This window comes from Pseudomonas sp. S35 (assembly GCF_009866765.1).
GTDB lineage: Bacteria > Pseudomonadota > Gammaproteobacteria > Pseudomonadales > Pseudomonadaceae > Aquipseudomonas.
Genome location: NZ_CP019431.1, coordinates 5936959 through 5951319 on the forward strand (window position 1 = coordinate 5936959; position 14361 = coordinate 5951319).

Genomic DNA, 14361 nt, shown 5'->3' on the forward strand with positions numbered 1-14361 from the left:
GACACACCATGTGAATCTGGCAGGTCAGGAGGGAATCGAACCCCCAACCTACGGTTTTGGAGACCGTCGCTCTGCCAATTGAGCTACTGACCTAAAACAAAATCAGGCCGACCATTATGCAGGCCTGAAAAAGACTTTACAACAACCAACCCCAATAGACCTGAAATCACCTGACAATAAAAGCCAGATACAACACACTCAAGCCGAGGCAGCCGTTAAAACAAAGGCAGATATTTTCATATCTGCCTTGTTATATGGAGCTCTTGAGCGGATTTGAACCGCTGACCTCACCCTTACCAAGGGTGTGCTCTACCAACTGAGCTACAAGAGCAAAACACATTGCACAACCTGCAAACTTGGAGCGGGTAGCGGGAATCGAACCCGCATCATCAGCTTGGAAGGCTGAGGTTCTACCACTAAACTATACCCGCGGAGCTTGCAGCTCACGCTAAAAATGGTGGAGGGGGAAGGATTCGAACCTTCGAAGTCGTAGACGTCAGATTTACAGTCTGATCCCTTTGGCCGCTCGGGAACCCCTCCTAAGCGAGCCGGCATTTTACATCACGCCGACCTTCTGTCAAGCATTTTCTCATTTAAATTATGAGGTTAGCTGCATTGACGTTGCTTCGCATCAAATCCCCTTAAAGGTCTTCACTGCGAAGCGGGCGCCATTCTATGCAAACTATTCGAGAGTTGCAACGCCTTCGCACAACATTATTTTATGTTTTAACTCATTGAATTCCTTAGCAAGGTTTTCAAAGGGCAGATCGTCAGCCAGGCGCCGGCTTTCAGGGGCCACGCGAAGCCAGTAACCCGATGCATCAGGAGCATTGAGCAACTGAACCTTGACCTTTATATCCAGGCTAGTGAGGCGCTGCTCGACCGATTGCGCCTGGCTCTGGTCCGTAAACCCGCCAATGTACAAGCAGGTACTCTGCGCCTCCCCCCCCTTTGCCCGCTCGCTCCGAGCCACAGCATCAGTGGACTCGCTCAACAGGCGAATATCCTGCTGGGCGCCACGGTATAGGCTCAGAGGCGTAACGTCTTTAGCGCGCAACGGCGCCTCTTGTTGATGCCAAATGTAGTAGAAAACGTTAAGGATCAGTAAAAGCAAGAAAAGCCAACGCATAAATACCTCAGGACAAAGGGCACGCCATCGCCAACCCAACGAAAACCAAATCCGGAACGAGCTGAGCCTGCGGCACAGCATCCGACACCAAATCAGCGTCCCCGCCAGTCAGGAAGACAGTGAAGTCATCCCCCCAGTAGCTGCGAGCCAGATCAAGCTGGGTTAAGACAAACCCCCTGAGCATCAACATACAGCCGCGCTCGACCGCCTCTACGGTCGTTCTACCTGGCGACAGAAGCTCCAGGGCCCGTTCAGCCGCCGCATCGCCATACCTTATCCTGCGCGTGTGCGTTCGCAGCTGGCTCCGCATGAGAGGCATCCCGGGACAAATAAAACCGCCCAGGTGCTCGCCATCGACCGCAATGAAATCAGCAGTTGCCGCCGTACCAAAATCAAGGACCAGACAGGCGCCCGACGCTAATTTAAAACCGCCGAGCATCGCCAGCCAACGATCAAGACCAAGACGGTCGAATTCCTCGTAGCCGTTGCGCACCCCGCCCATCTCCCGGGAGGAAGTCGCGCAGGAAACGGCAACGCCAAAGACCTCGACAAGCGCCTCGACCAGCTTGTTCGTTTCTTCCTGCGCGCGAACACTCACCAACCTGCAGCGCGTGAGCAGCACGCCAGGCAGCGCCAGAAGACTGTCAATCAAGGCTTCGTTCGAGCCTGCAACACCCTCTGCGCCCGCCTTCAGCTTGCCTGAATCAAGGACGCGCCATTTGATAAAGCTATTCCCACAGTCGAGCTCAAGAATCATCACGCAACCTCAGGCTTAGCTCGCCACCACTGTATGTTCTCTCAACGCCATCAACACTTAAACGCAACGCGCCTTGACAGTCGACACCCAGCACCACGCCGTTAACCTGATTTATGCCTGCGATGAGAGATACAGATCGGCCTTGCCAGGCATGGCTTTTCTCCCACTCCTGGCGAAGCCCCGAAAAACCAGCCACCCGATGTCGATCAAGGTAGCTCTGCAACTGCAAGCCCAACTGCGCGACCAAAGCGTTGCGATCCATAGGCGACCCCGTCTCAAGTTGCACAGAAGTCCATTGCTGATCAACCTCTGAAGCCTTTTGCATGTTCACGTTGATACCTATTCCAAGGACAACGTGACAAATATCCGCAGGGTCGCCTACGAGCTCCAGCAAAATTCCGGCAATTTTCTTTTGCCCCACCAGGACGTCGTTTGGCCACTTCAAGGCCGCCCCGCGCACACCCGACTCATGCAGCGCCTGCATGACCGCCAAGCCAACCACAAGGCTTAAGCCCTCCAACTGTCGAAGGCCATCCTCGATGCGTAACACAAGGCTGTAATACACATTCTGCGCGAACGGACTGACCCACTTGCGACCGCGCCTTCCCCTTCCCGCTGTTTGCTGCTCTGCAAGCACCAGGAACGGCGCCGCCGCACCCGCGCCAACAAGACGCAGCGCCTCAGCATTAGTTGAGTCAATGGAATCAGAGATGTGAACAGGCCATGCCTGTGTAGGCGCGTTTAGCGCGATGTCCTCAGCACTCAAGAAGACCAGCGGCGAAGCCAACTGATACCCCTTCCCGCGAACCTTATGAACAGGCAAATTCAATTCCGCCTCAAGGTGCTGAAGCTGCTTCCAGACAGCACTACGACTGACGCCCAAGGCGGCGCCCAGTGCTTCTCCGGAATGGAATCGCCCATCTTTCAGAAGTTTTAACAGCGTTAGCATGCAAGTTTCGCCTCACAATGAGGCAGGCATGATAGCCATGCGCAGGGTCATTGCATAGAAAGGGCGGACTTTAGCGTGACGAGGTTCGCCACGCTTTCCGAGCGCCCAAAACAAAACCCCATCTGCTTTCGCAAATGGGGTTTCGGAATTTAATCTTGACGATGACCTACTCTCACATGGGGAAACCCCACACTACCATCGGCGATGCATCGTTTCACTACTGAGTTCGGGATGGGATCAGGTGGTTCCAATGCTCTATGGTCGTCAAGAAATTCGGGTACTGAGTCGCGACCAGTTGGCCTCGCTTCAGCAAATTGGGTATGTGACAGCTTTCGGTGTTTTGTGAGCATCGAACTTTCGGTTCATTGCGTCTTCACACACCGCAATCTGATGCTCTTTCGAGTAGTCAAATTGCTTGGGTGTTATATGGTCAAGCCTCACGGGCAATTAGTATTGGTTAGCTCAACGCCTCACAGCGCTTACACACCCAACCTATCAACGTCGTAGTCTTCGACGGCCCTTCAGGGGACTCAAGGTCCCAGTGAGATCTCATCTTGAGGCTAGTTTCCCGCTTAGATGCTTTCAGCGGTTATCTATTCCGAACATAGCTACCCGGCAATGCCACTGGCGTGACAACCGGAACACCAGAGGTTCGTCCACTCCGGTCCTCTCGTACTAGGAGCAGCCCCTCTCAAATCTCAAACGTCCACGGCAGATAGGGACCGAACTGTCTCACGACGTTCTAAACCCAGCTCGCGTACCACTTTAAATGGCGAACAGCCATACCCTTGGGACCGGCTTCAGCCCCAGGATGTGATGAGCCGACATCGAGGTGCCAAACACCGCCGTCGATATGAACTCTTGGGCGGTATCAGCCTGTTATCCCCGGAGTACCTTTTATCCGTTGAGCGATGGCCCTTCCATACAGAACCACCGGATCACTAAGACCTACTTTCGTACCTGCTCGACGTGTCTGTCTCGCAGTCAAGCGCGCTTTTGCCTTTATACTCTACGACCGATTTCCGACCGGTCTGAGCGCACCTTCGTACTCCTCCGTTACTCTTTAGGAGGAGACCGCCCCAGTCAAACTACCCACCATACACTGTCCTCGATCCGGATAACGGACCTGAGTTAGAACCTCAAAGTTGCCAGGGTGGTATTTCAAGGTTGGCTCCACGCAGACTGGCGTCCACGCTTCAAAGCCTCCCACCTATCCTACACAAGCAAATTCAAAGTCCAGTGCAAAGCTATAGTAAAGGTTCACGGGGTCTTTCCGTCTAGCCGCGGATACACTGCATCTTCACAGCGATTTCAATTTCACTGAGTCTCGGGTGGAGACAGCGCCGCCATCGTTACGCCATTCGTGCAGGTCGGAACTTACCCGACAAGGAATTTCGCTACCTTAGGACCGTTATAGTTACGGCCGCCGTTTACCGGGGCTTCGATCAAGAGCTTCGCGTTAGCTAACCCCATCAATTAACCTTCCGGCACCGGGCAGGCGTCACACCCTATACGTCCACTTTCGTGTTTGCAGAGTGCTGTGTTTTTAATAAACAGTCGCAGCGGCCTGGTATCTTCGACCGGCATGAGCTTACGGAGCAAGTCCTTCACCCTCACCGGCGCACCTTCTCCCGAAGTTACGGTGCCATTTTGCCTAGTTCCTTCACCCGAGTTCTCTCAAGCGCCTTGGTATTCTCTACCCAACCACCTGTGTCGGTTTGGGGTACGGTTCCTGGTTACCTGAAGCTTAGAAGCTTTTCTTGGAAGCATGGCATCAACCACTTCGTTAACTAAAAGTTAACTCGTCATCAGCTCTCGGCCTTAGAATCCCGGATTTACCTAAGATTCCAGCCTACCACCTTAAACTTGGACAACCAACGCCAAGCTGGCCTAGCCTTCTCCGTCCCTCCATCGCAATAACCAGAAGTACAGGAATATTAACCTGTTTTCCATCGACTACGCTTTTCAGCCTCGCCTTAGGGACCGACTAACCCTGCGTCGATTAACGTTGCGCAGGAAACCTTGGTCTTTCGGCGTGGGTGTTTTTCACACCCATTGTCGTTACTCATGTCAGCATTCGCACTTCTGATACCTCCAGCAAGCTTCTCAACTCACCTTCACAGGCTTACAGAACGCTCCTCTACCGCATCACTTACGTGATACCCGTAGCTTCGGTGTATGGTTTGAGCCCCGTTACATCTTCCGCGCAGGCCGACTCGACTAGTGAGCTATTACGCTTTCTTTAAAGGGTGGCTGCTTCTAAGCCAACCTCCTAGCTGTCTAAGCCTTCCCACATCGTTTCCCACTTAACCATAACTTTGGGACCTTAGCTGACGGTCTGGGTTGTTTCCCTTTTCACGACGGACGTTAGCACCCGCCGTGTGTCTCCCATGCTCGGCACTTGTAGGTATTCGGAGTTTGCATCGGTTTGGTAAGTCGGGATGACCCCCTAGCCGAAACAGTGCTCTACCCCCTACAGTGATACATGAGGCGCTACCTAAATAGCTTTCGAGGAGAACCAGCTATCTCCGAGCTTGATTAGCCTTTCACTCCGATCCACAGGTCATCCGCTAACTTTTCAACGGTAGTCGGTTCGGTCCTCCAGTTAGTGTTACCCAACCTTCAACCTGCCCATGGATAGATCGCCCGGTTTCGGGTCTATTCCCAGCGACTAGACGCCCTATTAAGACTCGCTTTCGCTACGCCTCCCCTATTCGGTTAAGCTCGCCACTGAAAATAAGTCGCTGACCCATTATACAAAAGGTACGCAGTCACCCAACAAAGTGGGCTCCCACTGCTTGTACGCATACGGTTTCAGGATCTATTTCACTCCCCTCTCCGGGGTTCTTTTCGCCTTTCCCTCACGGTACTAGTTCACTATCGGTCAGTCAGTAGTATTTAGCCTTGGAGGATGGTCCCCCCATATTCAGACAAAGTTTCTCGTGCTCCGTCCTACTCGATTTCATGACTAAGAGATTTTCGCGTACAGGGCTATCACCCACTATGGCCGCACTTTCCAGAGCGTTCCGCTAATCTCAAAGCCACTTAAGGGCTAGTCCCCGTTCGCTCGCCACTACTAAGGGAATCTCGGTTGATTTCTTTTCCTCAGGGTACTTAGATGTTTCAGTTCCCCTGGTTCGCCTCTTACGCCTATGTATTCAGCGTAAGATAACCATCTTATGATGGCTGGGTTCCCCCATTCAGACATCTCCGGATCAAAGTCTGTTTGCCGACTCCCCGAAGCTTTTCGCAGGCTACCACGTCTTTCATCGCCTCTGACTGCCAAGGCATCCACCGTATGCGCTTCTTCACTTGACCATATAACCCCAAGCAATCTGGTTATACTGTGAAGACAACATTCGCCGAAAATTCGATAATACTCAAAACTGAGTAACTCACAAATTTTACCTTAGCCTGATCCGTTACCAGTGAAAGTAACGTTCAGTCTATCTTTCTATCACATACCCAAATTTTTAAAGAACGATCTAATCAAAGACTAGAAATCAACATTCACCATCATCACAATGGAATGCTCATTTCTAAGCTTTCAACAAACAGAAGCAGTAGTGGTGGAGCCAAACGGGATCGAACCGTTGACCTCCTGCGTGCAAGGCAGGCGCTCTCCCAGCTGAGCTATGGCCCCGTATTTCTACAGGCGTTTCCCACACAAAATTGGTGGGTCTGGGCAGATTCGAACTGCCGACCTCACCCTTATCAGGGGTGCGCTCTAACCAACTGAGCTACAGACCCAATTTCGGGCTGCTTCTTTATCGTCTTCTTCAATGAATCAAGCAATTCGTGTGGGAACTTATGGAGCAGCTGATGTCGTCGATTAAGGAGGTGATCCAGCCGCAGGTTCCCCTACGGCTACCTTGTTACGACTTCACCCCAGTCATGAATCACACCGTGGTAACCGTCCTCCCGAAGGTTAGACTAGCTACTTCTGGTGCAACCCACTCCCATGGTGTGACGGGCGGTGTGTACAAGGCCCGGGAACGTATTCACCGCGACATTCTGATTCGCGATTACTAGCGATTCCGACTTCACGCAGTCGAGTTGCAGACTGCGATCCGGACTACGATCGGTTTTATGGGATTAGCTCCACCTCGCGGCTTGGCAACCCTCTGTACCGACCATTGTAGCACGTGTGTAGCCCAGGCCGTAAGGGCCATGATGACTTGACGTCATCCCCACCTTCCTCCGGTTTGTCACCGGCAGTCTCCTTAGAGTGCCCACCATAACGTGCTGGTAACTAAGGACAAGGGTTGCGCTCGTTACGGGACTTAACCCAACATCTCACGACACGAGCTGACGACAGCCATGCAGCACCTGTCTCAATGTTCCCGAAGGCACCAATCTATCTCTAGAAAGTTCATTGGATGTCAAGGCCTGGTAAGGTTCTTCGCGTTGCTTCGAATTAAACCACATGCTCCACCGCTTGTGCGGGCCCCCGTCAATTCATTTGAGTTTTAACCTTGCGGCCGTACTCCCCAGGCGGTCAACTTAATGCGTTAGCTGCGCCACTAAGAGCTCAAGGCTCCCAACGGCTAGTTGACATCGTTTACGGCGTGGACTACCAGGGTATCTAATCCTGTTTGCTCCCCACGCTTTCGCACCTCAGTGTCAGTATTAGTCCAGGTGGTCGCCTTCGCCACTGGTGTTCCTTCCTATATCTACGCATTTCACCGCTACACAGGAAATTCCACCACCCTCTACCATACTCTAGTCAGTCAGTTTTGAATGCAGTTCCCAGGTTGAGCCCGGGGATTTCACATCCAACTTAACAAACCACCTACGCGCGCTTTACGCCCAGTAATTCCGATTAACGCTTGCACCCTCTGTATTACCGCGGCTGCTGGCACAGAGTTAGCCGGTGCTTATTCTGTCGGTAACGTCAAAACAATCACGTATTAGGTAACTGCCCTTCCTCCCAACTTAAAGTGCTTTACAATCCGAAGACCTTCTTCACACACGCGGCATGGCTGGATCAGGCTTTCGCCCATTGTCCAATATTCCCCACTGCTGCCTCCCGTAGGAGTCTGGACCGTGTCTCAGTTCCAGTGTGACTGATCATCCTCTCAGACCAGTTACGGATCGTCGCCTTGGTGAGCCATTACCCCACCAACTAGCTAATCCGACCTAGGCTCATCTGATAGCGCAAGGCCCGAAGGTCCCCTGCTTTCTCCCGTAGGACGTATGCGGTATTAGCGTCCGTTTCCGAACGTTATCCCCCACTACCAGGCAGATTCCTAGGCATTACTCACCCGTCCGCCGCTCTCAAGAGAAGCAAGCTTCTCTCTACCGCTCGACTTGCATGTGTTAGGCCTGCCGCCAGCGTTCAATCTGAGCCATGATCAAACTCTTCAGTTCAAACATCTTTGGGTTTTTAAGAAACCCTAAACTTGGCTCAGCAATCGTTGGTTACATCTTTGATTTCTCGCGGAGTAACTTGTGATGCTGATAATCTTGTTGACTATCAGTCTGACTCCACAAGCACCCACACGAATTGCTTGATTCAGTTGTTAAAGAGCGGTTGGTTAAGATCTTTCGTCTCAACCGAGGCGCGCATTCTACAGCAGCCTCATTTGCTGTCAAGTGATTATTTTAAGAAGTTTTCAAGGAATCCTTAACAACTTCAACCACTTGCGCTTCAGATCTCTCATCAGCGGGAGGCGAATTCTACAGCGTTACACGCTGCTGTCAACACCTCTTTTTCAACTTCCTTTTGGCTTCGATGAACTGAAGCACCTGCTGCCGAAAACTGCGTAACTCATTGTTTACCAAGGAGTTTTCCGTTTCGACTGCGCCGGAAGTGGGGCGAATTATAGACAGATATAATTCGCCGTCAACCCTTAATTTCGGACTTATTCGGATTTGAGCGTAATACGCGCAAATGCCTTCTTCCCAGCCTGGCAAACGTGGGTCGCGCCCAGCTCATATATAAAGGTGCGATCTACCACCTCACCATCTATACGCACGCCACCAGAGTTCAGAAGGTCGCGAGCTACGGCCGAGTTCTTCACCAAGCCCGCCTTATTAAGGACGGCCGCAATCGGCATCGCCTCGCCAGCAGTCAGCTCAATCTCAGGCAGATCATCAGGCAGCTCGCCATCCTTCATGCGATTACCCGCCCCACGGTGAGCATTGGCCGCAGCCTCTTCACCATGGAAACGCGCAACAATCTCTTCAGCCAGCTTGATCTTCACATCGCGCGGGTTGGCGCCAGCCTCGACATCAGCGCGCAACGCATTGATCTCATCCATCGAGCGGAAGCTCAGCAGCTCGAAGTAACGCCACATCAGCGCATCAGGAATGGAAACCAGCTTGCCGTACATCACACCCGGCGCCTCCTGGATACCGACATAGTTACCCAGGGACTTGGACATCTTCTTGACGCCATCCAAGCCTTCCAGCAGCGGCATGGTCAGAATGCACTGCGCCTCCTGCCCATACGCACGCTGGAGCTCGCGCCCCATCAGCAGGTTGAACTTCTGATCGGTACCACCCAGCTCGACATCGGCACGCAAGGCTACCGAGTCATAGCCCTGGACCAGCGGATAGAGGAACTCATGAATAGCGATCGGCTGATTGGTGGAGTAGCGCTTGTCGAAGTCATCACGCTCAAGCATCCGCGCAACGGTGTACTGGGAGGTCAGGCGAATGAAATCCGCCGGCCCCATCTGGTCCATCCAGGTGGAGTTGAAGGCCACTTCGGTCTTGGCCGGATCAAGAATCTTGAACACCTGAGTCTTGTAGGTCTCGGCATTATCGAGCACCTGTTCGCGAGTCAGCGGCGGACGCGTCGCGCTCTTGCCGCTCGGATCGCCGATCATCCCGGTGAAATCACCTATAAGGAAGATGACCTGATGCCCCAATTCCTGGAACTGGCGCAGCTTATTAATAAGCACGGTATGACCCAGGTGCAGATCCGGCGCCGTAGGATCGAAGCCAGCCTTAATACGCAGGGGTTGGCCACGCTTGAGCTTTTCGATCAGCTCGGCCTCGACCAACAGTTCTTCCGCACCACGTTTTATCAGCGCTAGCTGCTCTTCAACCGACTTCATAACAGACCCGCAAGGCTCAGATTCAAAAGGGAACCAACCATACAAGATCAGGGACTAATTACAAGTTTTGCCCTGCGCACGGACACCGTTCAGCAAGCCCAGCGTTCGCGAGCTTGCGCCACAGATGATTTGGTTATATTTTATACAGTTATTTCATCTTCATCATGTCATTCATCTTTTCCATTTCATCTTCAAAGTCAAAATTACCTATGACCACTGAACCGTCTAAAGCGCCGCCGCTTTACCCGAAGACCCACTTGCTCGCCGCAAGTGGTATCGCCGCCCTTCTCAGCCTGGCACTCCTGGTATTCCCTTCCAGTGACGTAGAAGCCAAACGAACATCCCTGAGCCTTGACTTGGAGAGTCCGGTTGAACAACTGACACAAGATCAAGACGCCGCCAGTGCGCAACAAGCCACAAATGCTTCAGCCGAATCACCGTTCGCGCAGATCGAAAGCGCGCCCGAAGACACTCAGCAAGCCGCTCAAGAGCAGCCCGCTGTGGCCGCAGCCAAGAGCCCACAACACCGCGAAGTCATTGTGTCAAAAGGCGATACGCTTTCGACCCTATTCGAAAAGGTAGGCCTGCCCAGTGCCACGGTTAACGATGTGCTGGCCAGCGACAAACAGGCCAAGCAATTTACCCAGCTCAAGCACGGCCAGAAACTTGAGTTCGAACTAGCCACCGACGGGCAGTTGAACAGCCTGCACAGCAATGTCAGCGACCTCGAAAGCATCTCCCTGACCAAGGGCGCCAAAGGCTTCTCCTTCAGCCGCACCACGACCAAGCCGGTCATGCGCTCCGCCTACGTTCACGGCGTGATCAACAGTTCGCTGTCGCAGTCTGCCGCCCGCGCCGGCTTGTCCCACAGCATGACCATGGACATGGCCAGCGTATTTGGCTACGACATCGACTTCGCCCAGGACATCCGCCAGGGCGACGAATTCGACGTGATCTACGAGCAGAAAGTCGCCAATGGCAAAGTGGTCGGCACCGGCAACATTCTCTCCGCGCGCTTTACCAACCGCGGCAAGACCTACACTGCCGTGCGCTACACCAACAAACAGGGCAACAGCAGCTACTACACAGCTGATGGCAATAGCATGCGCAAGGCCTTCATCCGCACCCCGGTGGACTTCGCTCGTATTAGCTCGCGTTTCTCCATGGGTCGCAAGCATCCAATTCTGAACAAAATCCGCGCTCACAAAGGCGTCGACTATGCTGCCCCGCGCGGCACGCCAATCAAGGCTGCCGGTGACGGCAAGGTCTTGCTGGCCGGGCGTCGCGGCGGTTACGGCAATACCGTGATCATCCAGCACGGCAATACCTACCGCACGCTGTATGGCCATATGCAAGGCTTCGCCAAGGGCGTGAAAACCGGTGGCAACGTGAAACAGGGCCAAGTGATCGGCTATATCGGTACCACAGGCCTGTCTACCGGCCCGCACTTGCACTATGAATTCCAGGTCAATGGCGTGCATGTCGACCCATTGGGCCAGAAGCTGCCGATGGCCGACCCAATCGCCAAGGCCGAGCGCGGGCGCTTCATGCAACAGAGCCAGCCGCTGATGGCACGCATGGACCAGGAGCGCTCCACCCTGCTGGCTTCGGCGAAGCGCTAAGCCATGCCGCTCTATATAGGTGTGATGTCCGGTACCAGCCTCGACGGCCTGGATATCGCACTGATCGAACATGACACGGCGATCAACTTGATCGCCACTCACTACACCCCCATGCCGGACACTCTGCGCGCCGAACTACTGAGCCTATGCGCCAGCGGCCCGGATGAGATTGCCCGCTCAGCCATAGCCCAGCAGCACTGGGTCAGCCTGGCGGCACAAGGCATTCACGCCCTGCTTGAACAGCACAACCTCAAGCCTCAGGACATTCGCGCAATCGGCAGTCATGGTCAGACCATCCGCCACGAACCTGCCTTGGGGTTTACCGTCCAGATCGGCAACCCGGCGTTGCTCACCGAGCTGACAGGCATCACCGTGGTCAGCGATTTCCGCAGCCGCGATGTGGCCGCCGGCGGTCAGGGCGCGCCTCTTGTCCCCGCGTTTCACGAAGCGCTGTTTGGCGAGCGCACCGGTAACCGGGCGGTATTGAATGTTGGCGGTTTCAGCAACCTCAGCCTGATCGAGACCGGCAAACCCGTAGCGGGCTTCGACTGCGGCCCAGGCAATGTCCTGCTGGACGCCTGGATTCACCTGCAGCGTGGCGAGCACTTTGACCGAGATGGGAAATGGGCCGCCAGCGGCAACGTAGCCCCTCTGCTACTCAATGCCCTGCTCAGCGACCCGTTCTTCTTGACCAAAGGCCCGAAAAGCACCGGGCGCGAAGTGTTCAACCTGGGATGGCTGCAGCAGCACCTTGGCCGCCTGCCGGCTTTGCAGCCTCAAGATATCCAGGCGACGCTATTGGAACTCACCGCCCTGACCATCGTTGAATCACTGCAAACGGCACAAGCCCAGACCGAAACCCTGCTGGTCTGCGGCGGCGGCGCCCACAACGGCGCGCTGATGCAGCGCCTGGCCGCCTTGCTGCCATCCACCCTGGTCAGCAGCACCGCCACACACGGCGTAGATCCGGACTGGGTCGAGGCTATGGCCTTCGCCTGGCTGGCTCATTGCTGCCTGGAAGGGATCGCCGCCAACCGCCCCAGCGTCACCGGCGCACGCGGACTGCGGGTCCTGGGCGCGATTTACCCCGCCTGAATCCCAGACAGCAAAACGCCGCTTGGCCGATCAAAGCCAAGCGGCGTTTTTGTATCCGTCGTCGATCAGATCGAGAACGAAGACCCGCAACCACAGGTAGTGGTGGCGTTGGGGTTCTTGATCACAAAACGCGAACCCTCCAGACCTTCCTGATAATCCACCTCGGCACCTGCCAAGTACTGGAAGCTCATAGGGTCCACAACCAGGCTCACGCCCTCGCGCTCAACGATAGTGTCATCGTCGGCCACATCTTCATCGAAGGTAAAACCGTACTGGAACCCTGAACAACCGCCGCCCGTAACGAATACGCGCAGCTTCAAGCGATCATTACCCTCTTCATCGACCAGGCTCTTCACCTTGTGCGCAGCACCGTGGGTGAATTGCAAAGCCGTGGGGGTGAAGGATTCAACGCTCATGCTGATAATCTCCCGGCGTAACGCCGCCATATGCGTAATGGCGGGCATTATCCGCTTCTCCTAGAAAAGCGGTCAACTATTGTTACGGTATATCAATCTGCTCAGCCGCCATTAGAAACACAAAAGGCCCGATCAACGGGCCTTTTGCGCAATCAGCAAACCGGCTTAAGGCAACATGCCAGCGTGAGACAGACCCAGCTTCTCATCCAGGCCAAACAGGATGTTCATGTTCTGCACAGCCTGGCCCGATGCGCCCTTGACCAGGTTATCGATCACCGACAACACCACCACCAGATCACCATCCTGCGGACGATGCACCGCAATACGGCACACGTTGGCGCCGCGAACGCTACGGGTTTCCGGGTGGCTGCCCGCCGGCATTACGTCGACGAACGGCTCATTGGCGTAGCGCTTTTCAAACAACGCCTGCAGGTCTACCGTGCGGTCAACCACAGTGGCGTACAGCGTGGAGTGAATGCCACGGATCATCGGCGTCAGGTGCGGTACGAAGGTCAGGCCCACATCCTTACCGGCAGCGCGACGCAGCCCCTGGCGGATTTCCGGCAGGTGACGATGCCCTTTTACCGCGTAGGCCTTCATGCTTTCCGACGTCTCGGAGTACAGCGAACCTACTGCCGCACCACGACCAGCACCGCTGACGCCCGACTTGCAGTCTGCGATCAGGCGCGAAGCATCCGCCAACCCGGCTTCGAGCAACGGCAAGAAGCCCAGTTGCGTCGCAGTTGGATAGCAGCCCGGCACCGCGATCAGGCGCGCGCGCTTGATCTGCTCACGATTGACTTCCGGCAGGCCGTACACCGCCTCTTCCAACAGCTGCGGCGCGCCATGTGGCTGACCGTACCACTTGGCCCATTCGTCAGCGTCCTGCAGACGGAAGTCTGCCGACAGGTCGATCACCTTGGTGCCCGCCGCCAGCAACTCGCCGGCCAACGCATGGGCAACACCGTGGGGCGTGGCAAAGAACACCACGTCACACGCACCAAGGGTCTTGATGTCCGGAACGCTGAACGCCAGGCCATCATAGTGACCTCGCAGGTTCGGATACATATCGGCTACGGCCAGGCCGGCCTCGGATCGGGAGGTGATGACCACCACCTCAGCTTGCGGATGCTGAGCCAACAGACGCAGCAATTCGACACCGGTGTAACCCGTGCCGCCGACGATACCGACCTTGACCATAAACCTGCCCTCAACGAACCCACTGGAAAGCCGTCGATAATAGGGGTCACATCGCCCTGCGACAACCGCCAACGTGACGTACGGGCGCATCAGCCACTACTATCTTGCCTACCGTGAACCTGGGAATAA

General features: G+C 54.8%; 8 protein-coding genes, 6 tRNA genes and 3 rRNA genes. 2 read left to right on the top strand and 15 right to left on the bottom strand.

The features are described from left to right. Nucleotides 1-17: 17 nt before the first annotated feature. The 13 genes from PspS35_RS26845 to tyrS form a co-directional block, all read right to left on the bottom strand. Nucleotides 18-93: transfer RNA gene (locus PspS35_RS26845), tRNA-Trp, on the bottom strand. A 162-nt stretch (nt 94-255) separates the two neighbouring features. After that, a tRNA-Thr gene (locus PspS35_RS26850) sits at nt 256-331 on the bottom strand. 26 nt (nt 332-357) lie between these two features. After that, nucleotides 358-431: transfer RNA gene (locus tag PspS35_RS26855), tRNA-Gly, on the bottom strand. A 24-nt stretch (nt 432-455) separates the two neighbouring features. Further along, nucleotides 456-540: transfer RNA gene (locus PspS35_RS26860), tRNA-Tyr, on the bottom strand. A gap of 142 nt (nt 541-682) precedes the next feature. Continuing rightward, the gene (locus PspS35_RS26865) at nt 683-1129 is read right to left on the bottom strand and encodes a hypothetical protein (protein ID WP_159937465.1); all 447 of its coding nucleotides are present in this window, start codon (nt 1127-1129) and stop codon (nt 683-685) included. Nucleotides 1130-1136: 7 nt separating this feature from the next. Further along, complete coding sequence (locus PspS35_RS26870) at nt 1137-1886, bottom strand: pantothenate kinase (protein WP_159937466.1); 750 nt, start codon at nt 1884-1886, stop codon at nt 1137-1139. Further along, on the bottom strand, nt 1876-2835 hold the full coding sequence (birA, locus tag PspS35_RS26875) for a bifunctional biotin--[acetyl-CoA-carboxylase] ligase/biotin operon repressor BirA (protein WP_159937467.1): 960 nt from the start codon (nt 2833-2835) through the stop codon (nt 1876-1878). Before birA ends, PspS35_RS26870 begins: the two co-directional genes overlap by 11 nt. A 153-nt stretch (nt 2836-2988) precedes the next feature. Then, nucleotides 2989-3104 (bottom strand): 5S ribosomal RNA (gene rrf / locus PspS35_RS26880). 157 nt (nt 3105-3261) lie between these two features. Further along, a 23S ribosomal RNA gene (locus tag PspS35_RS26885) occupies nt 3262-6153 on the bottom strand. Nucleotides 6154-6402: 249 nt separating this feature from the next. Next, nucleotides 6403-6478, bottom strand: a tRNA-Ala gene (locus tag PspS35_RS26890). A gap of 30 nt (nt 6479-6508) precedes the next feature. Next, nucleotides 6509-6585: transfer RNA gene (locus PspS35_RS26895), tRNA-Ile, on the bottom strand. 83 nt (nt 6586-6668) lie between these two features. After that, a 16S ribosomal RNA gene (locus PspS35_RS26900) occupies nt 6669-8205 on the bottom strand. The 16S, 23S and 5S rRNA genes sit together here with 2 tRNA genes alongside, the layout of an rRNA operon. Before the next feature lie 494 nt (nt 8206-8699). Then, nucleotides 8700-9899: a tyrosine--tRNA ligase gene (gene tyrS / locus PspS35_RS26910; protein ID WP_159937468.1), complete on the bottom strand. Its 1200-nt coding sequence runs from the start codon at nt 9897-9899 to the stop codon at nt 8700-8702. Nucleotides 9900-10108: 209 nt separating this feature from the next. Between tyrS and PspS35_RS26915 the strand changes: the two genes are divergently transcribed. Next, the gene (locus PspS35_RS26915) at nt 10109-11521 is read left to right on the top strand and encodes a peptidoglycan DD-metalloendopeptidase family protein (RefSeq protein WP_159937469.1); all 1413 of its coding nucleotides are present in this window, start codon (nt 10109-10111) and stop codon (nt 11519-11521) included. A gap of 3 nt (nt 11522-11524) precedes the next feature. After that, a complete protein-coding gene (locus PspS35_RS26920) occupies nt 11525-12616 on the top strand; it encodes an anhydro-N-acetylmuramic acid kinase (protein ID WP_159937470.1) in 1092 nt (363 codons plus the stop codon). Between the two features lie 65 nt (nt 12617-12681). On the opposite strand, the gene erpA is transcribed toward PspS35_RS26920, so the two are convergent. Together erpA and argC are read right to left on the bottom strand one after the other, a co-directional pair. Further along, nucleotides 12682-13032: an iron-sulfur cluster insertion protein ErpA gene (gene erpA / locus PspS35_RS26925; protein ID WP_003176443.1), complete on the bottom strand. Its 351-nt coding sequence runs from the start codon at nt 13030-13032 to the stop codon at nt 12682-12684. A gap of 165 nt (nt 13033-13197) precedes the next feature. Then, nucleotides 13198-14232, bottom strand: a complete 1035-nt coding sequence (argC, locus tag PspS35_RS26930) for an N-acetyl-gamma-glutamyl-phosphate reductase (RefSeq protein ID WP_159937471.1) — start codon at nt 14230-14232, stop codon at nt 13198-13200. Nucleotides 14233-14361: the final 129 nt, after the last annotated feature.